Raw genomic sequence first — 22,263 nt, forward strand, 5'->3', positions numbered from 1 at the left:
GTTGTCCACAGTCGCGACTTCATCCACAGCCGAATGCCGGCGGTCGCCAGGGCCAACATTTTCGTCGGTGACGAGCCGTAGATTCGCTCATATGTTCGAAGCGTTGGAATTGCCTGACCATGACGTCCGCGGCGGCGCGGCCGTGGCGGCGTGGGCGCGGGTGGAGAACGCCGCCGCGGCGCGGCGATTGGTCGCGGTCGCTTCGGTGCTGCAAGCGCGTCTCGCCGCTTCGGGCGCCGCCGAGAGGGAGCAGTGGTGCCTCGACAACTGGGCTGCGGTCAGCGCCGAGGTGGCTGCCGCCATGGGTGTGACGCTGGGGGCCGCGTCCCATCAGCTGATGGTCGCCAGGGCGCTGGCTGACCGGTTGCCGCGAGTGGCCGACGTGTTCGCCGCCGGCGCGGTGTCCTACCGCCTCGTCAATGCGATCGTGTTCCGCACTGCGCTGATCAAGCAGGAAGAGGCGATGGCGAAGGTCGACGCCGAACTGGCGGCGCACATCAGCGGCTGGGGGTCGCTGTCTGCAGCCAAGCTCGAAAGTGCGATCGACTACTGGGTCGACCGATACGACCCTTATGCGTTGCGCCGCATCGAGATCCACGCCCGCAACCGCCAGGCTGACATTCACATTCCTGATGGCAGCGGCGTGGGGTCGCTGTGGGCGCGGATGTACGCCCATGACGCAGTGGCGATGGACAAGCGGCTCGACGCGATGGCACGTGCGGTGTGTGACGCCGACGGCCGCGATCTCGACCAGCGCCGCGCCGATGCGCTGGGTGCACTCGCCGCCGGAGCCGACCGGCTCGCCTGTGGTTGCGGTGAACCAGACTGTGCCGCAGCGGGAGTGACACCGAGCAACGCGGTGATCCACGTGGTGGCCGACGAGGACAGTCTGGACGAATCCGGTGTCGCCCAGCTGGACGGCGCCGAGCCCGAGCGTCCGACCGCCGGTAAGCCGCTACGGGAGCAGACGATCGCCGGGGCGTTCTGGCAGCCGGCACCCTCGGGGCCGGCCGATGCCACGCCCGGTGTCCTGATCGGCGGCGCACTCCTGCCGGCACCGGTGCTGGCGACGCTGGTGCCGCGGGCGTTGGTCCGCAGGATCGTCCACCCGGGCGACAGTCCGCCGGAGGCTGGGTACCGGCCATCGGCCAAGCTCGACGAGTTCGTCCGGTGTCGCGACATGACATGCCGTTACCCGAGCTGCGACGTGCCGGCGTGGGACTGCGACATCGACCACACGATCAGTTATCCGGCCGGCCCGACGCAGGCTTCCAACCTGAAGTGCCTATGCCGAAATCACCACCTTTTGAAAACTTTCTGGGGTGGGGCCGACGGCTGGCGAGATCGGCAACTGCCCGACGGCACGGTGGTGTGGACGAGTCCCGACGGGCTGATGCATTCCACCGAGCCCGGAAGCCGGCTGCAGTTCCCGGCTCTGTGCCGGCCCACCGCCACGGTGACCGTTCGCGGAGAGACGGTCGCCGCGACGGGTGTGATGATGCCGCGGCGGGCCCGCACCCGGGCCCAGGACCGGGCGGCCCGCATCGATGCGGAGCGACGCCTCAACGAGGAGTACGTCGCGGAACGCAACAAGCCGCCGCCCTTCTAGGCGCCGCTAGGACGTCACGGCGAACAGCTGCCAAGGGCACGGCACGCCCTTGAGCTCATGCGCGCCACGGTCGTCGAACTCGAGTCCGGACCCGATCACCAAATCACGCAGCGTCCGGGACACGAGCACCTGGTTCGTCCCCGCCAGTGCACTCACCCGCGCACCGATGTGCACACCAATCCCCCCGATGTCGTCGCCACGCACCTCGACCTCACCGGTGTGCAAACCCGCCCGGATCTCGATGCTCAGCGCCCGCACCGCATCACGAATTCCCATCGCGCAGCGGATCGCCCGCTGCGGGCCGTCGAACATCGCCAGAAAGCCATCGCCCGACGTGTTCACCTCCCGGCCCCGAATCCGACTGAGCTGCGCCCGCACCACGGCATCGTGCGCATCGAGCAAGGCATGCCATTCACGATCACCGATCTCCGCGGCCCGGTGCGTCGAATCCACGATGTCGGTGAACAACACCGTCGCCAGCACTCGATCGTCGGCCACCTCTGCTTGATGACCGGTGAGGAACTCCGCGACCGCCCGGAAGGACTCGCGCCACGGTTCGACGAAGTGGTAGAGGTTGCACCCCGGGATCTCGACGTACTTCGCGCCCGAGATGTGATCGGCGACGTACCTGCCGGCCGCAGCCAGGACGGTCGGGTCGTCGGCGTGCTGAACCACCAGGGTGGGCACGCGGATCGCCGGAAGCAGCGCCCGCACGTCCAGTTCGGAAACCAGCGCCATCATGAGGGCGACGGTTGAGGGACTCGCCGCGAGTCGCTCCATCCGCGCCCACGATGCCCGGATCTCCTCGTTCCACGGCATATCGGGATTGAGCATCCGTTCGTACTCACCCGTTCCCCAGACGGCGACCATGCCATCGAAGAAATCCTCCGGAGTCAGCTGCGCGTGTGCGACCGGATCCGCGTAGACCTCGAGTGCGACCAGCGCGGTGGTGCGCAGCGGGTGTGTCGCCGCGAACAGCGCCGCAGCCGCAAAAGCACCGTCGACCGCGACGAGGACCGCTTCGCTACTCCCGAGGTCGTCCAGCACTGCGGTGATGCTGTCGGCCCAGTGCTCCAGAGTCGGCAGCGCGCTACCCGCCACGGGATCGGAGGCGCCCACGCCCGGCAGGTCCAAGAGGATGAGCCGCCCGAGTGAGGTCATCGCCTCGACCCAACCTTGAAGCGACGGCAGCTCCGGCAGAAGGTCGCAGCACGTGAACCAGGGCGGCACGAAAACGATGTCACGCGGCCCCTCAGACGAGGTGCGATAGGCGACGCGCAGATCCCCGTTCATCGCATAGCGCGTCTCGGAGAACACGGCCGGAGTGTAAGCCGGGGAACGTACCTACTTCCGGGCTCTGACCGAACCCGTCAGGACACCCGCGCGTCGATGAATCGTGGTGCGGCCGTGCGGCGGATGGCCGGGGCGACGGGACGGCCTTCCAGCAGCCCGTCGACGGACCCGGCGTCGATCGCGCGGCGGTAGACGGGCAGGGCGCCGCGCACAGCGGCGATCGTGTGCTCGATGTCGGCGTCGGTGTGCGCGGCAGAGGTGACGAATGACTGGCCGAGCACCCCACGGCGCAACAACTCCTGCAGGAACAGCGTCCGGTACGCCTGGGACGGGACACCCTCCGCGTCACCGGTGACGAACACCAGGCATGACGGCCGGCCGATCACCCGGACCTGGCGTTCCAGGCCGTGCTCGGCCACCGCCGCGGTCACGCCCTCGGCCAGCATCCGGCCCGCGCGCTCCATCCGGCCCACCGGGTCGCCCTCACGGTACGCCTGCACCACCGCCGAAAATGCTGCGAGCGAGGCTGTTTCGGCACCGTGCGTGGTGGACAGCAGAAACACCCGGTCCTCGTCGGTGCGCAAGCCGCCCCGTTCCATGTACTCCCGCCGACCGGCCAGCGCGGACAGCGGAAACCCGTTGGCCATCGCCTTGCCCCAGCACGACAGGTCCGGCCGCACGCCGTACACGGCCTGCGCACCGCCGGCCGCCCAGCGGAAGCCGGTGATCATCTCGTCGAACACCAGCAGCGTGCCGTGCCGGTCGCACAACTCCCGCACGCCCTCCAGGAATCCGGGCGCCGGTTCGGCGGTCGCGGTGGCCGCCTCCAGGATCACGCAAGCGACGTCGTCACCGGCCAGCGCCGCCGCCACCGAGTCCAGGTCGTTGTAGCTGAACCGCACCGTCGTCGCGACGTGCGCGTCCGGGATGCCGCCGTTCATCGCGGTCGTCCCGATGAACCAGTCGTCGGTCGAGAAGAACGGCTGCTCACACGCGGCCACCTTCACCCGCCCGGTGACCGCCCGGGCCAGTCGCACCGCCGCGGTGGTGACGTCGGAACCGTTCTTGGCGAACTTCACCATGTCGGCGCCCGGCACCAACGACAGGAAGTCCTCGGCTGCGGCGAGCTCCATCGCGGTCGGCCTGCTGAAGTTGACGCCGTCGGCGATCGCCCGGCCCACCGCCTCCACCACCGGCCGGTAGCCGTGGCCGAGGGTCACCGAGCGCAACCCCATCCCGTACTCCACGTAGGAGTTCCCGTCGACGTCCCACACCCGTGCGCCGGACCCGCGCGTCAACACCGGCGTCATGAACTCCGGGTACTGATCGGACCCGCGGGCGTAGGTGTGCGCACCTCCGGGCACCAGGTCGTGCAACCGCTCCTGCAGCGCCCGCGAACGCTCGAACGAAGGTTGTTGCGGCACGGCGAACCTCTCGTCGGTCACCCACCTGCCCGCCAGTCCGGGCATCCGCGCCGACACCTCGGGCAGCAGGTCGGGCACGGTGAGCAGGACGGTGTCGGGTCCAGCGGCCTGCAGGTCGTCGGGCGAGATGATCGGCACGTCGGTGCCCGGCATCCTGCGGTCTTGTTTGGCCGGCGACGCGTCGGCCACGCCGCCGATCAGCGACCGGTCGACACCGGCACGGGCGAACAACGCCACCGCCCGTGACGCGGCGCCGTAGGCGTACACCCGCCTGCCCGCGGCCCGTTCCGACTCCAGCCAGCCATGCAGTTGCGACGCGTGAGTGTCCGCGGCCACCTGCAGTGCGCCGACGTGCCGCGGGTCGGTCATCGCCGCATCCGCATCGAGCAGCGCCACAGCGTCCGCACCCGGCGGCGCGTCTCCGTGCACGGCGGCCACCAGCACCGTTCCGCCGTAGAGGTCGAAATGCCACACCGTCTCCGCCCGCATGCCAGCACCGGCGAGCAGCCGTGCCAGCGCGGGCATCGAGTAGTAGGCGAAGTGACCGTGGCGCAACGCATTCCACTGCCCATGCGACACGATCGCGGACAGCGAATGGTATTGCAGCAGCAGCACACCACCGGGCCGGGTGGCGGCGGCCCGCTGCGCGAACGCAGCCTTCTGGTCGGGCTCGTGCATGATGCCGAAGCAGTCGAGCACCACGTCGGCGGGACCCTCTGTGGTCGCGAAGCCCCGGTCGGCGAGCAGTGGCAGCCAGCTGCCGCCGTGCGGACTGCCGAACTCGCGGACCGTGCTCCCGGTCAACCAGCCCTGTCCGGCGACCCGGGCGACCGCATCGGCGGCCTGACCGCGCAGCGCCTGCGGTTCGATCCCGCGCGGTTCGTCGGTCACCGTGTCGTCCTCGGACAGCTGGGCCAGCCCGCAGTCGGGGCACAGCGCCATCGCCAGCGGGTGGGCCGTCTCCTGCGGCCGCACAGGTGACGACGCAGGCGGGAAATGATCGGCAGCCGGCACGGCGCCCAGATCCAGCACCCGGTGCAGCGCCGGCTCCCCGCATCCGCGACAACTCATGGCAGCATGTCCTCGTGCGCATCGAGCAGGCCGAGCTGGCCGGGGTGGTGGTGCTCGTCCCGCAACCGCACCGCGACGATCGCGGGTTGTTCACCCGCACCTTCGACGCGGACATCTTCGACGATCACCTCGGCGTGCCCGGCGCCGCTGCCACATTCCGGCAGGACTCGCAGTCCCGGTCGACCCGGGGTGTGCTCCGCGGCCTGCACGGACGGCGCGGCCGCGGCGAGGCGAAACTCGTCCGCTGCGCGCACGGCGCGGTGCACGACGTGCTCGTCGACGCCCGGCCGTCGTCGCCGACCTTCGGCAGACATCAGTCTTTCCTGCTCGATGACAACGACTTCCGGCACCTGTATGTGCCGCCCGGCATCCTGCACGGATTCCAGGCGCTCACCGAGGTCGCCGACGTCTGCTACCGCATCGACCGTCCGCACGACCCCACCGAGGACGTCGCGGTCCACCACGCCGATCCCGAGCTGGCGATCGAGTGGCCGCTGCCGGTGACGCGCATCTCCGACCGCGACGCCGCCGCGGGCACCTGGGCCGCGCTGCTCATGCAATTGCGCTGACACGTCGCATCGTCTCGTCGATCGCACCGCTGCCACGCAGCTCCTGCAGTCGCGCCAACCGGGTGAATTTGCGTTCGAAGTCGTCGCGCTGCAGACCGTGTGCCACGTAGGCGGCGTACAGCTCCGCGGCACCGTCGGCGATCGACCACACCGCCTCGAATCCGAGTTCACTGCGGGCGCGGCTGAAATCGACCCGGTAGGAGCGCGGGTCGGCGCCGCTCTCACCGGTGATCGCGACCGTCGAACCGGGTACGACGCCGACCACCTCGTCGGCGATCTGCGCCACGGTGACGTTGTTCGCCTCGCCGCCGACGTTGAACGCCCGGCACGAGATGGTGTTCGCGGGTGCCGACAGGCAGACCGCGAACGCCTGTGCGATGTCGCGGGCGTGCACCAGCGGGCGCCACGGTGTGCCGTCCGACATCACCCGCACCACACCGCTCAGCACGGCGTGCCCGACCAGGTTGTTCAGCACGATGTCCGCACGCAGTCGCGGCGAGAACCCGAAAGCCGTTGCGTTGCGCAGGAAGACCGGGGTGAAGTCGTCGTCGGCCATCGCCGCCACGTCGTCCTCGACGCGGACCTTGCTGATCGCATACGGCGTCAGCGGCCGCAGCGGTGCGTCCTCGCCGACCAGGCCGTCGCCCGCGGCGCCGTACACCGAGCAGGTCGACGCGTAGAGGAACCGCTTCACGCCCGCTTCCTTGGCCAGCCGCGCCAGCCGGACCGACGCCCAGTGGTTGATGTCGTAGGTGATCTGCGGCTCCAGCGCCCCCAGCGGATCGTTGGACAGCGCAGCGAGGTGCACCACGGCGTCGAAGCCGCGCAGCTCGTCGACGGTCACGTCGCGCAGGTCACTGCTGAGGCCGGGCGGGTCCAGCGGCGCGTCGCCGAGCACGCAGTCGCGGAAGTACCCGTTGTCCAGGCCCACCACGTCGTGGCCTGCGGCCTGCAGCACCGGCACCATCACGGTGCCGAGATACCCCTGGTGGCCGGTGACCAGAACCCGTTGTGTCATGCGGCGTTGCCTTTCCCGAATCGGACGACCACCTTGTCGACCACGAATGCCTCGGCGTGGCTGCTGCGGCACTGCACGCCGCGCAGCCGCGACAGGCCGAGGAACGACAGCTCGTCGAACCAGTCCCTGGCGGTCTGGGATGGATAGTGCTTGTGCAGCAGCCGGACCTTCTCCTCGGCCGTCGCGGTGTCGAGGGGATGGAACACCGTCACGGCCGGGGTGTCAGTCTCCCACTTGAGGATCTCGTAGCCCAGGATCACGTGGTCGCGGAACTCGGTGGGCACCAGTTCGGCCAGCATCCGGTGGTCCTGGTGAGCGTCGCCGCGATGCGTGGCGAACACCACGTCGGGTTCGCATGTCGCGCGAAATCCCTTCAGTGCGTCCTTGACCCGCTCCCAGTGCGCAGGCGCGCGGCCGTCGGGCACATCGAGGATCGTCACCGACACCGTGGCGCCCGGGCAGAATGCGTCGAGCGCGGCGCGCTCCTCGGCCTCCCTTTCGGTGCCCGCACCGCTGAGCACCAGCGCGTGCACGCGCAGGCCGGGATTGGCCTGCGAGAGTGCCAGCAACGTGCCGCCCATGCCGATGGCGATGTCGTCGCAGTGCGCCCCGAGGACGGCGATCTCTCGCAGCTCCCCTGCGTGCAGATCGATCACGTCGCCGGCGCGAGTTGCGGAGCTGCCTTCGAGTGCTCCCACAGCATCCAGGGCCGGTCGCCGCGCTGGTATCCGGCGTCGAGTTCGGCGCGCTCCTTGAACGTGTCGGCCGGCTTCCAGAAGCCGAAGTGCTTGTGGCCGTAGAGCTTTCCCTGGGCGGCCAGCTTGCCGCAGACGTCCTCGACGAGGTCGCAGTTCTCGGTGAGCAATCCCAGCACGTCGGCGGTCTTGAGGACGAAGAAGCCGCCGTTCTCCCAGATCGGCAGCTGCGACACGGCGGTGATGCCGCTGATGTTGCCGTCGTCGGCGATGTCGACACAGTGGAACGACGACTGCGGCGGCACGATCAGCATCGAGGCGGCGGCCCCGGACGCCTTCACCTCGTCCACGATCTGGTCCATCGGCGCGTCGGTGAGCACGTCGGCGTAGTTGGCCAGGAAGTACTCGTCGTCCTCGACGAAGTGCCGGACCCGGCGCAGCCGCTCACCGATCGGCGACTCCGGCCCGGTGTCGACGAAGGTGATCGTCCAGTCGGCGATGTCGGAGTCCAGCAGATCGACCTGGCCGTCCCGGATGACGAAGTCGTTCGACATCGCCTCCTGGTAGTTCAGGAAGAAGTCCTTGATGTGGCTCGCGCCGTAGCCGAGGCAGAGGATGAACTCCTTGTGCCCGAAGTGTGCGTAGTAGCGCATCACGTGCCAGATCAACGGCCTCGGGCCGATCATCTGCATGGGCTTGGGGATCACGTCCTCCGCGCCGTTGCGCATCCGCATGCCATATCCGCCGCAGAACAGCACTACCTTCATTCGGAACCCCTCGTGGTGGTGGTTGTGCCGGGCCGGACGATTTCCAGGCTCGGAAGCGGGATGGCCAGCTCGGCGCCCCATTCGGCGGTGTAGGCCAGCTGCTCGGTGATCTCGGTGGCCAGATTCCACGGCAGGACGACGATGACGTCGGGCCGGTCCTTCTCCAGCCGGTCCACCGAATGGATCGGGATGCGGGTGCCGGGCGTGTATTTCCCGTGCTTGTACGGGTTGCGGTCGACGGTGTACTCGATGAGGTCCGACCGGATGCCGCAGTAGTTGAGGAGGGTGTTTCCCTTGCCGGGCGCACCGTAAGCGACCACCCGCTTACCCGCCTCGCGGCAGTCGAGCAGGTAGCGCAGCAGTTCGTGGCGGACATGTTCGACGCGAGGCCGCAGCGTGACGTAGCCGGCGACGTCGTGCAGACCGGCCTCCTCCTCGGCGGCCAGTGCCTCGGCCACCCGTGCGGTCGGTGTGTCCGCGACCGCCTCGGGCCGCGCCCACACCCGGATCGACCCGCCGTGGGTGGGGATGAGCTCCACGTCGACGACGGCCAGCCCCGCCGTCGCGAGCGCACGCGCGGCCGAAGCCACTGTGTAGTACTGGAAGTGCTCGTGATAGATCGTGTCGAACTGTGCGAGCTCGACGAGGTTGCGTGCGTGGTGCACCTCGATCGACAGCCAGCCGTCGTCGGCCATCAGCAGGCGCAGCGCGCGGGTGAACCCCAGTAGATCCGGGATGTGTGCGTAGACGTTGTTGGCGACCACGAGGTCGGCGGCGCCGTGCTCGGCCCGCACGTCGCGGGCCGTCGCCTCGTCGAGGAACGCCGTCACGGTCGGCACGCCGCGCTCCACGGCCGCGGCGCCCACGTTCACCGAAGGTTCGATGCCGAGGCACCGCACCCCCGCGTCGACAACGTGTCGCAGGAGGTATCCGTCATTGCTGGCGACTTCGATGACAAATGACTTCTCCGTCAGGCTCAGCCGCTCGACGGCACCGCCGACGAACTGCCGCGCGTGATCGACCCAGCTGTCAGAGAACGACGAGAAGTAGGCGTACTCGGTGAAGGTGTCCTCAGGGGTGATCAGCGCCGGGATCTGCAGCAGCATGCAGTCCGCGCACACGCGGAGGTGCAGCGGAAACGTCGTTTCCGGCAGTTCGAGGTCGGCGGCCGACAGGAACTTCTCACACGGCGGCGTGGCGCCGAGGTCCAGGACGCTGATCAGCCGATCAGATGCACACAGGCGGCACGACACATTGAGGCCTTCGCTCTAGGGGTGACTCCGATGCGGAGCCTAACAGAGCATAGCTAACTGTGCGAACGTTGCTGAAATTGCACATCGATGACACATAACCATCGCGGTGACGGTTCAGGACCGGCCTCCGCACCGCGTAGTGAGACAGGTCACTCGATGTCGTGACGATGCGGCACCCCACAAAGTGGCGGACGGTGCCAATTAGTTGCAATCACAAGGGAGTGGCGAAGTGGCCGCGCCGCTGACCTGCACCGTCGGCGGTGTGACGCGTTCAGTTCGACACCCGCCGCGTGTGTGTCAACCGGCTCGACAAATTGGCCCGATCAGCAAAGCGTGGGGTGCTACGTTACCGCTGAGTAATGTCAGCTCGGCGGCGACGGACCGCCGAATCGGCAAAGGGCTGACTGGAATTGCCACTTGGTAGCCGGCCTAAGTGCTGTGCTGATGCACAGCGTTGCGGATCCCGCACCGCTGCCGCCGTATCGCCCATCAACCCACGCTGAACAGCTATTTTCAGCACTCGATCCGCCCCTTTGCCGGCCCGTCGAGACCTGATCCTGGCGCGAAAAAAGTTTCCTGAAGTCGTCGTTGTCAAAACTTACCTATAGGTAAGTTCTGCGCCGTCAAGATCACTGTTCTCAAGGGAGACACAATGCAAGTTGCCGCGCGCTCGTATCTGGCAGCGGGAGTCGCCGTGCTCGGGGTCGGCGCCCTCGCCGCCAGTCCCGTCGCCCCGCTCCAGCCGGACATCCAGGCGCCGAGGATCTCGACGGCCGCCGTCCAGCTCAACGCTCTGGTGAATCCGATCGAGGAGTTCGCCGCCGTCTTCGAGGCCGCCGCCGAGAACGCGGGAGCGCTGGGTGCGAGGTTCGCCGAAGATCCCGCGCCGATCCTGAGCAACATCATCGCCAACCAACGCCACAGCGCAGAGGCGATCGCGGCGCTGGCGCAGACCTTCGGGGCGAGCTTCATCGAGGCGATCAGCCAGACGCCTGCGCTTCTCCAGTCCGCGATCGACGATCTCGTCGCCGGCGACATCAGCGGCGGACTGAACACGCTGTTGCAGGTGGCCATCGGGCCGATTCTCGACGGCGCCATCAACATCCTGATCTTCCAGCCCGACATCTACGCCGACTTCCAGAACGCCTTGCGACAGCCCATCGCGAACCTGCTGAACGTCATCGACCTCACCAGCCCGGCGAACATCGGCACCACACTGCTCGGCCCGCTGCTGTCACCCGTCAACTTGTTGACCGACACCGTCAGCACCATCGGCGCCACCGGCGACGCGCTGGCGGCAGCCCTGGAGGCCGGCGATGCGGAGGCAGTGGCGAACGCCGTGCTGAGCTTCGGTCCAGACCTCACCGGTACGGTCCTCAACGGCCTGAACCCGTCGTCGTTCTTCGCCGCTGGACTGCTCGGGTCCAACGGCGTCGTGGCCTCGCTGCTCGACATCCGCGACGCCGTCGCCGATGCGATCGCCCCGCAGGCGCCCATCGCGGGCCTGACGAAGGTGACCGAGCCGACGACCCCGGCACTCACCTCGGTCAAGCTGCAGATCTCCGCACCGACCGAGGCGCCGGCCGCCACGCCGGCCGACGACGCGGCCGCCGGAACACCGACCGGACCGGAGACCACACCGGCCTCGAACACCACCGCGCCCGCCGAGTCCAGCGGTGCGACAACCGGCCCGAAACATCGTGCACAGAAGGAGAATCCGGTCAGGGCGGCATTGAAGAAGCTGGGCTCACTCGGCAAGAAGCACGACACCGAGGCCGACGCCAAGGCCGACGACAAGTCGGACACCAGGACCGAGACCAAGACCGAGACCAAGTCGGAGCAGAAGTCCGAGTCCGACACCAAGAAGGACAAGTCGTCGGACAGCAACGACAGCGCCGCCTGACGACCGACCGGTGGGCCCCTGCGCGCAAGGGGCCCACCGCCGTCGCCTGCGGACTCAGCCCTCGAGCTTGTATCCCAGACCGCGGACGGTCACCAGGTGCACGGGATTGGCGGGGTCGGCCTCGATCTTCGACCTGAGCCGCTTGACGTGGACGTCGAGCGTCTTGGTGTCACCGACGTAGTCCGCACCCCACACCCGGTCGATGAGCTGACCGCGGGTGAGCACCCGGCCACTGTTGCGCATCAGGTACTCGAGCAGGTCGAACTCCTTGAGCGGCAACGTGATCGGCTCGCCGTTCACACTGACGACGTGCCGCTCGACATCCATCCGCACCGGGCCCGCCTCCAACACGCCGTCGGCGATGCCCGAGTCGTCGGCGTCGGTGCCGCGGCGCAGCACCGCGCGGATGCGCGCGATCAGCTCGCGGGCCGAATACGGCTTGGTGACGTAGTCGTCGGCGCCGAGTTCGAGGCCGACCACCTTGTCGATCTCGCTGTCCCGCGCCGTCACCATGATCACCGGCACACTCGACCGTGACCGCAGTTGCTTGCACACATCGGTGCCGCTCATGCCGGGCAACATCAGATCGAGCAGCACTATGTCGGCCCCCGATCGGTCGAACTCGGCGAGTGCCGAGGGGCCGTCCACCACCACCGTCGTCTCGAAGCCCTCCTTGCGCAACAGGAAGGCCAGCGGATCGGCCAGCGACTCTTCGTCTTCCACGATCAACACACTGGTCATGGTCCGGCGGGGTCCTCTCGTTCATCCATCTGGTGAGCGGTGTCGCCGTCGACACCGAAGTAGGCGGGGATCGACAACGTGAAGGTCGACCCCGTGCCCGGCTGACTCCACAGCCGGATCGATCCGTTGTGGTTCGCTGCCACGTGTTTGACGATCGCGAGCCCGAGGCCCGTGCCGCCGGTCGCCCGCGAGCGCGCCTGGTCGACCCGGAAGAAGCGCTCGAACACCCGCTCCTGGTCGGCCTTGGCGATGCCGATGCCGCGGTCGGTCACCGCGATCTCGATGTTGTTGCCCCGCCGGCGCCTGCTGATCGTCACCGACGATCCGTGTGGTGAGTAGGCGATCGCATTGGAGATCAGATTCGCCAGCGCCGTGACCAGCAGCGCCTGATCGCCGTGCACGCGGAAGCCGGTGGGCGCGTCGGTGGTGATCGCGATGTCGGCGTTGTCGGCGGCCACCTTGTGCCGCGACAGCGCCTCGGAGACCACGCTGTCCACCTCCACGACCTCCAGGTCGGGCAGCCGTTCGCCACCCTGCAGCCGGGACAGTTCGATCAGCTCACCGACCATGTCGGCCAACCGGTGCGCCTCGGCCACCATCTTCTCGGAGAAGTGCCGCACGGTGTCGGGGTCGTCCGCCGAGGCGAGAAGCGCCTCGGCCAGCACGCCCATCGCGCCGACCGGGGTCTTCAGCTCGTGGCTCACGTTGGCCACGAAGTCCCGGCGGGTGGCTTCCATGCGGGCGTGTTCGGACTGGTCGGCGACGTAGATGACGGCGAACCGGCGATCGACCTGGGTCAGCAGCCGCACGTGGCCGCGCACCGACAGGCCCGACCGGCCGGGGTGCTGCAGCTTGCGCGGGGTCAGGTCGACGTCGACGTCCTCGCCGGTCGACAGGGTGTGCTCGGCGGCGGCCCATGCCCGGTCGTCGAGCAGGCGCTCCCGGACCAGGCCCAGCTCGATGGCCCGCTCGTTGGAGTAGACGACGTCACGGAAGGTGTCGACCACGACGATCCCCGTCGGCGACGCCGACACGATGTGCGCGAGCATCTGGGAGACGGTGATACCGGCCTGCTCGACGGCCCGGCGCTGCCTCGCCTCGACGATCCGGGGCGTCAGCAAGACACCTACCCCGGCCCCGAGGGCCAGGGCGAGTAACGCCACCACTGCGGTCAGCAGCAGCGCGGAAACCACGCTCACGCGAAAAGCGTACGCATCCGGTGAACGTCATCCCAGCAGCGTGCGGCCAAAACGAGACATGTCACAGAGCCAGGAGCAGGTGTTCGGGCCCCGTTCACCCACTGTTTTCCCGGGTGGCGGTCCGCGACGGCTACTTGGCGCCCTGCGAGGCGACGGCTGCCGCGCCGGCCTCGGCCGCCTCGGGATCCAGGTAGGTTCCCCCCACCACCAGCGGCTTGAGGTCGGAGTCCAGGTCGTAGCGCAGCGGGATGCCGGTGGGGATGTTCAGCCCGACGACGTCGTCGTCGGACATCTTGTCCAGGTACTTCACCAGCGCGCGCAACGAGTTGCCGTGCGCGGCGATGAGCACGGTCCGGCCTGCCCGCAGGTCGGGGACAATCGTCTGTTCGAAGTACGGGACGAACCGGGCCACCACGTCGGCCAGGCACTCGGTGAGCGGGCCGCCGTCGATGTCCGCGTAGCGCGGGTCGGTGTCCTGGCTGAACTCGCTGCCGGCCTCGATCGGCGGTGGCGGGGTGTCGTAGCTCCGCCGCCACGTCATGAACTGCTCGTCGCCGTACTTCTCCTTGGTCTCGGCCTTGTTGAGGCCCTGGAGCGCGCCGTAGTGACGTTCGTTGAGCCGCCAGTCGCGGTGCACCGGGATCCAGTGCCGGTCGGCCTTGTCCAGCGCCAGGTTGGCCGTCGTGATCGCCCGCCGCAGCAGCGAGGTGTAGACGACGTCGGGCAGCCGGTCCAGTTCGGCCATCAGCTCGCCGGCCCGCGCCGCTTCCGCGCGGCCCTTGTCGGTGAGGTCGACGTCGACCCAGCCGGTGAACAGATTCTTCGCGTTCCATTCGCTCTCGCCGTGGCGGAGCAGGATCAGCGTGGATTCTCCGGAATCAGCCATGGCTGGCATCCTCTCACGCCTGTGCGGCACCGTCCTGGTCGCTCGCATCGTCTATGAGGTGCTCGAACGCGCGCAGGTTCTTCAGCGATTCGCCCCGCTTGACCCGCCACTCCCACTCCCGCTGGATCGACGATTTGAAGCCGAGTTCGAGCAGCGTGTTGAAGTCGTTGTCGACGGCCTCGAGCACCTGGCCGAGCACACTGTCGAGCTCGTCGGCGGTCACGGCGGGCAGCGCGATCCGGCCGACGAGATAGATGTCGCCGATGTTGTCCAGCGTGTAGGCCACCCCGTAGAGGCGGCGGTTCCGCTTGAGCAGGAAGCGGTAGACGCCCTCGTGGTTCTCGTCGGGCTTGCGGCAGACGAACGCCTCGACCCGCACCGAGTGCTCGCCGACGGTGAGGATCGTGTTGGTGGTCAACCGGCGCTCGCCGGGCAGCGCGACCACGATGCCGGGCAGCCCGCCGCGCGCGCCCTCGTGCAGGGTGTAGTCCAGCGCGTGCTCGACGAGCGTGTCGACGATGATCTTCTGGACGCGTTCGGTCATGCCCTGACCCCGCGGCGCATCGAGAACCGCCTGCCGCCGCGGCGGGTGGTCGCCTCCTGGCGCGGATGGCGGGCGCGGTAGTCCGAGATGGCTCGCCCGTAGCCGGCCAACAGTGCGTCGACGGTGTGCGCCCAGGAGAACGACGCGGCGTGCGCGACGGCCGCATCGCGCATGGTGTCCGGTCCGCGTTCGAGCAGGGCTTTCATCGCGTGCGCCCAGTCGTCGGCGTCGTGGCCGTCCACCAGGGTGCCGGTGACGCCGTCACGCACGGCGACGGGCAGGCCGCCGACGGCCGCGGCCACCACCGGTGTCCCACAGGCCTGGGCCTCGACGGCGACCAGGCCGAAGGATTCCGAGTAGCTGGGCACCGCGACGAGGTCGGCGGCGCGGTAGACCGTCACGAGGTCTTCGCGGGACTGCGGGGGCAGGAACGTCACGCGGTGTGCGATACCCAGTTCGTCGGCCAGCCGAACCAGCCCGTCGGGTGCGGCCATTCCGCTGCCGGAGGGTCCGCCCGCGATCACCACCCTCACGCCGGGGAGCTTGGCGGCCGCCCGCAGCAGCACGTCGGGCGCCTTCAGCGGCTGGATCCGGCCGACGAAGGCCAGCACGTCCTCGTCGGCGGCCAGGCCGAGGCGGGCCCTGGCCTCACGTTTGTCGCCCGGGGTGAACACGTCGAGGTCGACCCCGGGATGCACGACGTCGATGCGCGACGGGTCGGCGTGGTGCAGCGAGACGAGTTCGCGCGCTTCGTGTTCGGTGTTGACGATCAGCCGGTCGGCCTCGTCGACCACCTGCTGCTCACCGACCGCGCGCAGCGGCGGTTCCGGCGCATCGCCCTCGGCGAGTGCGGCGTTCTTCACCGCGGCCAGGGTGTGCGCGGTGTGCACCAGCGGCACCGCCCAGCGGTCGCGGGCCAGCCAGCCGACCTGACCCGACAGCCAGTAGTGCGAGTGCACGATGTCGTAGTAGCCCGGTTCGTGGGTGGCCTCGGCGCGCAGCACCCCCGCGGTGAACGCGCACAGCTGGGTCGGCAGGTCGTACTTGTCGAGGCCCTCGAACGGTCCGGCGACGACGTTGCGCACCAGCACTCCTGGCGCCACCCGCACCACCGGCGGGTCGGCCGACGACGTGGCGCGGGTGAAGATCTCGACCTCGACGCCGCGGCGCGCCATGTGCAGCGCGGTCTGCAGTACGTAGACGTTCATGCCGCCCGCGTCGCCCGTGCCGGGCTGCGCCAGCGGCGAGGTGTGCACCGACAGCACCGCGACGCGGCGCGCTGAGACGTCCGGCTGATCCGCTGCTAGGCGCACACCGTCATGTCTACACCTCGGCTACGCGGTGGCTTCGGGGCGGCGGGCCTGCGCACGGCGCATCGCCGCGATCGGGTCTGCGTACAGTCCGCCGAGCGACACGATGCCCGCGCCGGCCTCCTGCACCCGGTTGCCGAACGCCGTCAGCCGGATGTCGCGCGGCGCCAGCACCGACCGCTCGGCGAACGCGGCCTCGACGGTCGCCATGGCCTCCGGGTACTCGGTGAACGCTTGTCCGCCGACGACGAGGTCGTCGGGGTTGAGCAGGTCGCGCAGCAGGGCGATCGACTCGCCGAGCACACGGGCCCGCTCGGTGAGCAGCTCCCTGGCCGCCGCGTTGCCCTGCCGTGCCGCGCGCAGCACGTTCCCCAGGGTCGACGACGGGCCGTCGGCGGGAACGACACCCTGGCGCCTGGAGGCCGCGAGCACCGCCTCGTCGCTGACGGTGGACTCCAATTGCCCTGTGCCGCCCAGCAATTGCGACTGTGCGGGCAGGGCGGCGATGGTGCCCGGCCCGCTGCCCGGCGAATGCACCCGGCCGTCGATCGACAGGGCGTAGCCGACGGTCTCGCGGGCGTAGACGTACAGGCTCGTCGAGTGGGACAGCGCCGACGCGGCGGGGGGCGTCGCGGCGCGGCGGACGCCGAGCAGCAGCTCCGCGCCGGCCATCGCATCGACGTGCGAGGCCACCGACACCGGGAGGCCGAGCGATTCGGCGAGCACCGGGCCGACGGGCGCGTCCGACCAGCCCAGCCGCGGGTGGTCGAGGTGTCCGGTGCCGCTGTCGACGATGCCGCCTGCGGCGACGCCGATCCACAGCGGGCGGCGCCGGTGCCAGCGGCTCAGGTACCGGCGGGCGCTGTCGGCCAGCGTCACCAAGGCGGCGGCCTGGGCGCTGCGCGGGGTCGGCGTCTCGACGACGTCGAGGGTCCGGCCGAACAGGTCGGTCGCCACGATGCTGGTGGTGCGGGCGCCGATGTGCACGCCGAGCGTCAGGAACGGCTCGTGGTTGACCTCGACGGGCACCCGCGGCCTGCCGATCGCCCCCGAGGCGGCGAGGTCGGCGCGCTCCCGCAGCACACCGGCGTCGAGCAGGGCGGTGACCTGGCGGTTGACCGTCGCGATGCTCAGGCCCGTGACCCTGGCGATCGCGTCGCGGGCGATGGGGCCGCGGGTCCGCGCGGCGCTGAACACCTGTGCGGCGGCGGTGTCGGCGACCCGCAGCGACGGGGCGACGATGTGGTGGCGGGCCAGCGGCGCCCGCTTGACGGCCGGCGCGGTGCGCACGTGGGCGCGCCGCGAGATCGGCGAGCTCGCGATGGGAGAAATCGCGGTGGGGGCGGGGGTGGCAGTACGCACGGGATGTCCTCTGTCGGTCGGCTGGTGGGTTCTGGCCACACCTGCGACTCAACGGGACGAAATGTCCTCGGCTCTGTCAGGCGCGGCGGCGTGAGCGACGACAGCAACAACAGTGCTGTGCGGCGCCGACCTGACACGTGCTGGACATGAAGTGAATCTAACACGCTGGCTAGAGTTGTTCAGATGACGACTCCCACTTCCGACCGGCGCGTCGCAGTGGTCACCGGGGCCAGTGCGGGCATCGGTGCAGCGACCGCGAGAACCCTTGCCGCACAAGGCTTTCACGTAGTCTGCGTAGCCCGCCGCGAAGAGTTGGTGCAGGCCGTCGCCGATGAGATCGGCGGCACCGCGGCTGTGGTGGACGTCACAGACGCCGACGCGGTGGCGGCGCTGGCCGAGCGCCTGGACCGGGTCGACGTACTGGTCAACAACGCCGGCGGGGCCAGGGGTCTGGAGCCCGTGGCCGAAGCCGACGTCGACAACTGGCGCTGGATGTGGGAGTCGAACGTCCTGGGCACGCTGCTCGTCACGCGGGCGCTGCTGCCCAAGCTCATCGACTCCGGCGACGGGCTGATCATCACGGTCACCTCGATCGCCGCCGTGGAGATCTACGACAACGGTGGCGGTTACACCTCCGCCAAGCACGCCCAGGGCGTCCTGCACCGCACGCTGCGCAGCGAGCTGCTCGGAAAACCCGTGCGGCTCACCGAAGTCGCCCCGGGCATGGTGCAGACCGAGTTCTCGCTGAACCGGTTCGAGGGCGACGAGGAGCGCGCCGCGAAGGTCTACGAGGGCGTCACCCCGCTGGTCGCCGAGGACATCGCCGAGGTCATCGGTTTCGTCGCCGGCCGGCCCTCACATGTCGACCTGGATCTGATCGTGGTGCGGCCACGCGATCAGGTCAGCGGCGCGGCCGGGTCCCGCTTCAACCGGAGGTGAGTCAGCCGCCGGGGCGGTCGTTCACCGGCTGCGGCGCGCCCGACGGCACGGCCGGTGCGGTGCTGGGGATGCCCGACGGCGGCGCGGCGTCCGACAGCGCCGACATCGACTTCCACTCCTCCCACGGCACGGCCCAGTCCCAGATGTCGCCGTCGGCGTAGGACAGCTGGATCCGGGTGCCGGTCACCTCGACAGGGTCGCCGTACATCGCGGTGTTGAAGTACTGCTGTGCGTCCTCGGTGGACAGGTTGATGCAGCCGTTGGTGACGTTGCTGTTGCCCTGCGCGCCCGAACTCGCCGGGTTGGCGTGGATGAACTCGCCGTTGTTGGAGATCCGGACGGCGAACCGCTCCCGGATGTTGGCGTAGCCGGCGGCCGGATTGGTCATGTAGAAGTCTTCGTACTTCTCGGTGACCACGTGGACGCCGCTGCGGGTGACGTTGCGGTCCAGATCGCCCTCGCCGTAGCTGCACGGCAGGGTCATGATCACCCCGGCGTCGGTGGTGACCTCGATCTGGTGCGACGACGCTTCGGCCTTGACCACCTGGCGGCGGCCGATGGTGAAGTCCAGCGACGAGTCCGCCGCTCCGTAGGCGTCTTGCCCGAACGGCACGCCGTAGAGCCGGGCGTCGACCCGGACCGTGGTGCCGGGGGCGAAGTACTCGCGGGTGCGCCAGTGCGCGCGGGAGCCGCCGACCTCGTCGGGCAGCCATGCCCAGCTGCCCTCGGTGGGCGGATTGGTGGTGACCGACAGCGACCGCTCGACCGTCGGCTTGTCCTTGTCGTCGATCGCCGCGTCGAACTGCAGGATGACGGGCGCCGCGATGCCGACGGTCTGCCCGTCGGCCAGCTGGAACTGTCCGCTGACCTGGGTGGCCGGGTCGATCGTGCTGAACGTGCCCTTGACCGGCACGGCCTTGCCGTCCTCGCCGACCACCGACCCGCCCCACGTGTACGACGCGCCGTAACCCAGCGGCTCGGTGGTGCTGAACGCGGTGCGCTCCCGGTTGAGGACGCCCGCCACGGGCTTGCCCTCGGCGTTCGCCAGCACCACGCGCTGGATGAACCCGCCGCTCACCTCGAGGCTGACCGGGGTGGTCGGCGACACGTCGGTGGCCGCGGCCGCGGGCTCGAACTTCAGCTCGGGAGCGGCGGGCTTGTCCTCGGCCGCCTCCGGTGTGCCCGCCTCGTTGCCGCAGGCCGCCAGGGCAGCGGGCGCGACGACACCGACCGCCAGGGCGGTCAGGGCCTTACGGCGATTCATCAGGGGGCTCACGTCGATCCAGCGTACCTAGAGAGTGCACCCGATCAGAGTCGGCTCGGGTGTGAGTTCGATCCCGAAGGCGGCGGATACCCCATCGCGCACCGTCCTGGCCAGCGACAACAGGTCCGCGGTGGTGGCATCGCCCCGATTGGTCACAGCCAGCGCATGCTTGGTCGACAGCCGCACGGGGGCGCCGGGGCCGGGGTAGCCCTTGCCGAACCCGGCGCGCTCCACCAGCCAGCCTGCCGCCAGCTTCACACCCTCGTCGGCGGGATAGTGCGGCACCGGGCCGTCGACGGCGGCGCGCAGGCGGTCGAAGTCGGCGGCGCTCACCACCGGATTGGTGAAGAACGACCCGACGCTCCAGGTGTCGTGGTCGGTGCCGTCGTCGAGCACCATGCCTTTGCGGCCCCGAAGCTGCAGCACGGCCTCGCGGACGCGCAGCGGGTCGGTCCTGGCGCCCGGTTCCTCCCCCAGCGCCGTCGCCAGTTCGCCGTAGCGCAGCGGCGCGCTGCGCCCGCCCGCGTCGAGGCCGAATTCCACCTCGAGCACGACGGCCGCGGTCGAGTTCTTCAAAATGCTTGTGCGGTAACCGAATCCCAACGCCTCGGGACCCACCCACTGTTCCTCGCCGCTGCGCCGGTCGAGCAGCCGGACGCGGGTGATGGTGTCGGCGACCTCGGCCCCGTAGGCGCCGACGTTCTGCACCGGGGTCGCACCGGCCGAGCCGGGGATGCCCGACAGGCACTCGAGTCCGCCCAGCCCGTAGGCCAACGCGGTGACCACCACGTCGTCCCACGAGGCGCCCGCCTCGGCCCGCACCACGTCGTCGAGCACGGTGATCTCGGTGTTGGCCACCCGCACGACGGTCAGGTCGGTCATGTCGTCGGCGAGCACCACGTTCGACCCGCCCGCCAGCACCAGCGCGTCGGCGTTGTCGGCGCTGCGCAGTGCCGCCACGAGCTCTTCGGTGCTGGTGGCGGTGATCAGCCTGCGGGCCACCGGGCCGATCCGCAGTGTGGTCAACGGCGCCAGCGGCACGTCGCGTTCCTCGGACTGCTGCCCCACGGGCTGTCACGGTAGCCTGGCTGGCTATGCCGCGTTCATTCGACTTGGCCACCGAATACGAGGGCACCGTCGAAGAGGTCCACCGGGCGCTGCGCGACGAGGGGTACTGGCTGTCCCGGCTGACCGATTCCGGCGCCGACGACTATTCGCTGGACGCGCTGACCGCCGGGCCCGACGGCAGCGTCACCGTGAAGACCACGCAGGTGTTGCGCGCCGACCGGCTGCCCGGGATCGTCACCCAGTTCCACCGCGGCGACCTGGCGATCCAGCGCGAGGAGCACTGGGACCCGGTGGCGGACGGCCGGGCGACCGGATTCGTCAACGGGGTGATCCTCGGCGCCCCGGTCACCCTGGACGGTGCGATGACGCTGGCGCCGGAACGGGCGGGCGAGGCGTCGAGGCTGACCTGCAAGGCCACCGTCGAGGTGCGCGTCCCGCTGGTCGGCGGCAAGTTGGAGAACCTGATCGGCGGCCAGCTCGTCGACGTGCTGATCGCCGAGCAGCGCTTCACCACGGCGTGGATCGCCGAGAACGCCTGATCCGGGCCATAGACTCGGCCCGTGGGTGCGCCCCTCGGCCAGCTGACCCGCGGCACCACCGGTTACAACCGGCTCCGCCGCAGCGATAGGTGGCTGGTGCACTCGGCTCGGGTGCGCACCGCCGTCGGTTCCGCCACCGACCCGCTGGTCGTCGACCTCGGCTACGGCGCCCTGCCGGTCACCACGCTCGAACTCGCCTCGCGATTGCGGTCGATCCGGCCGGACGTGCGGGTGGTGGGCCTGGAGATCCATCCCGAACGGGTCGACGCGGCCCGCCCGTCCGCGACGGCAGGGGTGGACTTCGCGCTCGGCGGCTTCGAGCTGGCCGGCCTGCGCCCCGTCCTGGTCCGCGCCTTCAACGTGCTGCGGCAGTATCCCGTCGAGGCCGTCGCCGAGGCATGGTCGACGATGCAGCGCAGGCTCGCGCCGGGCGGGCTGATCCTCGACGGGACCTGCGACGAGTTGGGCAGGCGGTGTGCCTGGGTGCTGCTCGACGCCGAGGCGCCGGTCAGCCTGACGCTGGCCTGCGACCCGTTCGCGATCGAGCGGCCCTCCGACCTCGCCGAACGGCTGCCCAAGGTGCTGATCCACCACAACGTGCCGGGGCAGCCGATCCACGGACTGCTGACGGCCGCCGACCACGCCTGGGCCAGCGTCGCGGGCCACGGCGTCTTCGGGCCGCGGGTGCGCTGGCGCGCGATGCTCGGCCTGCTGCGTGAGGAGGGCGTTCCGGTCGAGCCGCCACGGCGCCGGATCCGCGACGGGGTGCTCACGGTCCCATGGGAAACCGTCGCGCCGTTAGGCTGAGT

Annotated in this window: 20 protein-coding genes and 1 pseudogene; 6 read left to right on the forward strand and 15 right to left on the reverse strand. The window is 69.7% G+C overall.

Annotation, left to right across the window (positions count from 1 at the left end):
- The first annotated feature begins 91 nt into the window (after nt 1-91).
- Nucleotides 92-1,609, forward strand: coding sequence for a DUF222 domain-containing protein (locus AB0K11_RS06315; RefSeq protein ID WP_364973441.1), 1,518 nt, complete (start codon nt 92-94; stop codon nt 1,607-1,609).
- Between the two features lie 6 nt (nt 1,610-1,615).
- Here AB0K11_RS06315 and AB0K11_RS06320 read toward each other — a convergent pair whose 3' ends face one another.
- From AB0K11_RS06320 to AB0K11_RS06330, 3 genes and pseudogenes are all read right to left on the reverse strand, one after another.
- Nucleotides 1,616-2,926: an adenylate/guanylate cyclase domain-containing protein gene (locus tag AB0K11_RS06320; RefSeq protein WP_364973444.1), complete on the reverse strand. Its 1,311-nt coding sequence runs from the start codon at nt 2,924-2,926 to the stop codon at nt 1,616-1,618.
- A gap of 53 nt (nt 2,927-2,979) precedes the next feature.
- Nucleotides 2,980-4,371 carry a glutamate-1-semialdehyde 2,1-aminomutase gene (locus tag AB0K11_RS06325; RefSeq protein WP_364973782.1) on the reverse strand — a complete coding sequence of 464 codons (1,392 nt, stop codon included), beginning with the start codon at nt 4,369-4,371 and terminating at the stop codon, nt 2,980-2,982.
- A gap of 6 nt (nt 4,372-4,377) precedes the next feature.
- Nucleotides 4,378-5,397, reverse strand: a pseudogene (locus AB0K11_RS06330) (methyltransferase domain-containing protein); the annotation flags it as partial.
- Between the two features lie 14 nt (nt 5,398-5,411).
- Here AB0K11_RS06330 and rfbC point away from each other — a divergent pair.
- Complete coding sequence (gene rfbC, locus AB0K11_RS06335; protein WP_364973446.1) at nt 5,412-5,966, forward strand: dTDP-4-dehydrorhamnose 3,5-epimerase; 555 nt, start codon at nt 5,412-5,414, stop codon at nt 5,964-5,966.
- Here rfbC and AB0K11_RS06340 read toward each other — a convergent pair.
- From AB0K11_RS06340 to AB0K11_RS06355, 4 genes are read right to left on the reverse strand one after another with little or no spacing between them, the layout of a single operon-like run.
- Nucleotides 5,950-6,984, reverse strand: coding sequence for an SDR family oxidoreductase (locus AB0K11_RS06340; RefSeq protein ID WP_364973449.1), 1,035 nt, complete (start codon nt 6,982-6,984; stop codon nt 5,950-5,952). The genes rfbC and AB0K11_RS06340 overlap by 17 nt on opposite strands.
- The gene (locus AB0K11_RS06345) at nt 6,981-7,640 is read right to left on the reverse strand and encodes a PIG-L deacetylase family protein (RefSeq protein ID WP_364973451.1); all 660 of its coding nucleotides are present in this window, start codon (nt 7,638-7,640) and stop codon (nt 6,981-6,983) included. Before AB0K11_RS06345 ends, AB0K11_RS06340 begins: the two co-directional genes overlap by 4 nt.
- On the reverse strand, nt 7,637-8,446 hold the full coding sequence (locus AB0K11_RS06350; RefSeq protein ID WP_364973453.1) for a glucose-1-phosphate cytidylyltransferase: 810 nt from the start codon (nt 8,444-8,446) through the stop codon (nt 7,637-7,639). Before AB0K11_RS06350 ends, AB0K11_RS06345 begins: the two co-directional genes overlap by 4 nt.
- Nucleotides 8,443-9,699, reverse strand: coding sequence for a class I SAM-dependent methyltransferase (locus AB0K11_RS06355; protein ID WP_364973455.1), 1,257 nt, complete (start codon nt 9,697-9,699; stop codon nt 8,443-8,445). Before AB0K11_RS06355 ends, AB0K11_RS06350 begins: the two co-directional genes overlap by 4 nt.
- A gap of 652 nt (nt 9,700-10,351) precedes the next feature.
- Between AB0K11_RS06355 and AB0K11_RS06360 the strand changes: the two genes are divergently transcribed.
- A complete protein-coding gene (locus AB0K11_RS06360; RefSeq protein WP_364973457.1) occupies nt 10,352-11,602 on the forward strand; it encodes a hypothetical protein in 1,251 nt (416 codons plus the stop codon).
- A gap of 54 nt (nt 11,603-11,656) precedes the next feature.
- On the opposite strand, the gene regX is transcribed toward AB0K11_RS06360, so the two are convergent.
- The 6 genes from regX to AB0K11_RS06390 all read right to left on the reverse strand — a co-directional run bounded on the left by regX (nt 11,657) and on the right by AB0K11_RS06390 (nt 17,572).
- Nucleotides 11,657-12,343: a two-component sensory transduction protein RegX gene (gene regX, locus AB0K11_RS06365; RefSeq protein WP_364973459.1), complete on the reverse strand. Its 687-nt coding sequence runs from the start codon at nt 12,341-12,343 to the stop codon at nt 11,657-11,659.
- Nucleotides 12,340-13,542, reverse strand: a complete 1,203-nt coding sequence (locus AB0K11_RS06370; protein ID WP_364973461.1) for an ATP-binding protein — start codon at nt 13,540-13,542, stop codon at nt 12,340-12,342. Before AB0K11_RS06370 ends, regX begins: the two co-directional genes overlap by 4 nt.
- A gap of 130 nt (nt 13,543-13,672) precedes the next feature.
- Nucleotides 13,673-14,428: a phosphoglyceromutase gene (locus AB0K11_RS06375; RefSeq protein WP_364973464.1), complete on the reverse strand. Its 756-nt coding sequence runs from the start codon at nt 14,426-14,428 to the stop codon at nt 13,673-13,675.
- Between the two features lie 13 nt (nt 14,429-14,441).
- Nucleotides 14,442-14,972 (reverse strand): YbjN domain-containing protein, encoded by a 531-nt coding sequence (locus AB0K11_RS06380; RefSeq protein WP_364973467.1) that lies wholly within the window; start codon nt 14,970-14,972, stop codon nt 14,442-14,444.
- Nucleotides 14,969-16,285, reverse strand: a complete 1,317-nt coding sequence (gene mshA, locus AB0K11_RS06385) for a D-inositol-3-phosphate glycosyltransferase (protein WP_364973470.1) — start codon at nt 16,283-16,285, stop codon at nt 14,969-14,971. Before mshA ends, AB0K11_RS06380 begins: the two co-directional genes overlap by 4 nt.
- Before the next feature lie 21 nt (nt 16,286-16,306).
- Nucleotides 16,307-17,572 carry an ROK family protein gene (locus tag AB0K11_RS06390; protein ID WP_364973784.1) on the reverse strand — a complete coding sequence of 422 codons (1,266 nt, stop codon included), beginning with the start codon at nt 17,570-17,572 and terminating at the stop codon, nt 16,307-16,309.
- Nucleotides 17,573-17,827: 255 nt separating this feature from the next.
- Here AB0K11_RS06390 and AB0K11_RS06395 point away from each other — a divergent pair, with 255 nt between their 5' ends.
- Nucleotides 17,828-18,583, forward strand: a complete 756-nt coding sequence (locus tag AB0K11_RS06395; RefSeq protein ID WP_364973473.1) for an SDR family oxidoreductase — start codon at nt 17,828-17,830, stop codon at nt 18,581-18,583.
- 1 nt (nt 18,584) lies between these two features.
- Here the strand turns inward: AB0K11_RS06395 and AB0K11_RS06400 are convergent, their stop codons facing one another.
- Both AB0K11_RS06400 and AB0K11_RS06405 read right to left on the reverse strand, forming a co-directional pair.
- Nucleotides 18,585-19,847, reverse strand: coding sequence for an Ig-like domain-containing protein (locus tag AB0K11_RS06400; protein ID WP_364973787.1), 1,263 nt, complete (start codon nt 19,845-19,847; stop codon nt 18,585-18,587).
- Nucleotides 19,848-19,874: 27 nt separating this feature from the next.
- Complete coding sequence (locus tag AB0K11_RS06405; protein ID WP_364973475.1) at nt 19,875-20,915, reverse strand: UDP-N-acetylmuramate dehydrogenase; 1,041 nt, start codon at nt 20,913-20,915, stop codon at nt 19,875-19,877.
- Between the two features lie 26 nt (nt 20,916-20,941).
- Here AB0K11_RS06405 and AB0K11_RS06410 point away from each other — a divergent pair, with 26 nt between their 5' ends.
- Together AB0K11_RS06410 and AB0K11_RS06415 are read left to right on the forward strand one after the other, a co-directional pair.
- Nucleotides 20,942-21,454 (forward strand): DUF2505 domain-containing protein, encoded by a 513-nt coding sequence (locus AB0K11_RS06410; RefSeq protein WP_364973477.1) that lies wholly within the window; start codon nt 20,942-20,944, stop codon nt 21,452-21,454.
- A gap of 21 nt (nt 21,455-21,475) precedes the next feature.
- Nucleotides 21,476-22,261, forward strand: a complete 786-nt coding sequence (locus AB0K11_RS06415) for a class I SAM-dependent methyltransferase (RefSeq protein WP_364973480.1) — start codon at nt 21,476-21,478, stop codon at nt 22,259-22,261.
- The last annotated feature ends 2 nt before the right edge of the window (nt 22,262-22,263 follow it).

This window comes from Mycobacterium sp. NPDC050551 (assembly GCF_040674075.1).
GTDB lineage: Bacteria > Actinomycetota > Actinomycetes > Mycobacteriales > Mycobacteriaceae > Mycobacterium.

Coding starts and splice junctions, on each gene's coding strand:
- AB0K11_RS06315 (WP_364973441.1), top strand. CDS start 92: ATGTTCGAAGCGTTGGAATTGCCTGACCATGACGTCCGCGGCGGCGCG.
- AB0K11_RS06325 (WP_364973782.1), bottom strand. CDS start 4,371: ATGCCCGGACTGGCGGGCAGGTGGGTGACCGACGAGAGGTTCGCCGTG.
- AB0K11_RS06340 (WP_364973449.1), bottom strand. CDS start 6,984: ATGACACAACGGGTTCTGGTCACCGGCCACCAGGGGTATCTCGGCACC.
- AB0K11_RS06350 (WP_364973453.1), bottom strand. CDS start 8,446: ATGAAGGTAGTGCTGTTCTGCGGCGGATATGGCATGCGGATGCGCAAC.
- AB0K11_RS06360 (WP_364973457.1), top strand. CDS start 10,352: ATGCAAGTTGCCGCGCGCTCGTATCTGGCAGCGGGAGTCGCCGTGCTC.
- regX (WP_364973459.1), bottom strand. CDS start 12,343: ATGACCAGTGTGTTGATCGTGGAAGACGAAGAGTCGCTGGCCGATCCG.
- AB0K11_RS06375 (WP_364973464.1), bottom strand. CDS start 14,428: ATGGCTGATTCCGGAGAATCCACGCTGATCCTGCTCCGCCACGGCGAG.
- AB0K11_RS06380 (WP_364973467.1), bottom strand. CDS start 14,972: ATGACCGAACGCGTCCAGAAGATCATCGTCGACACGCTCGTCGAGCAC.
- AB0K11_RS06395 (WP_364973473.1), top strand. CDS start 17,828: ATGACGACTCCCACTTCCGACCGGCGCGTCGCAGTGGTCACCGGGGCC.
- AB0K11_RS06400 (WP_364973787.1), bottom strand. CDS start 19,847: ATGAATCGCCGTAAGGCCCTGACCGCCCTGGCGGTCGGTGTCGTCGCG.
- AB0K11_RS06410 (WP_364973477.1), top strand. CDS start 20,942: ATGCCGCGTTCATTCGACTTGGCCACCGAATACGAGGGCACCGTCGAA.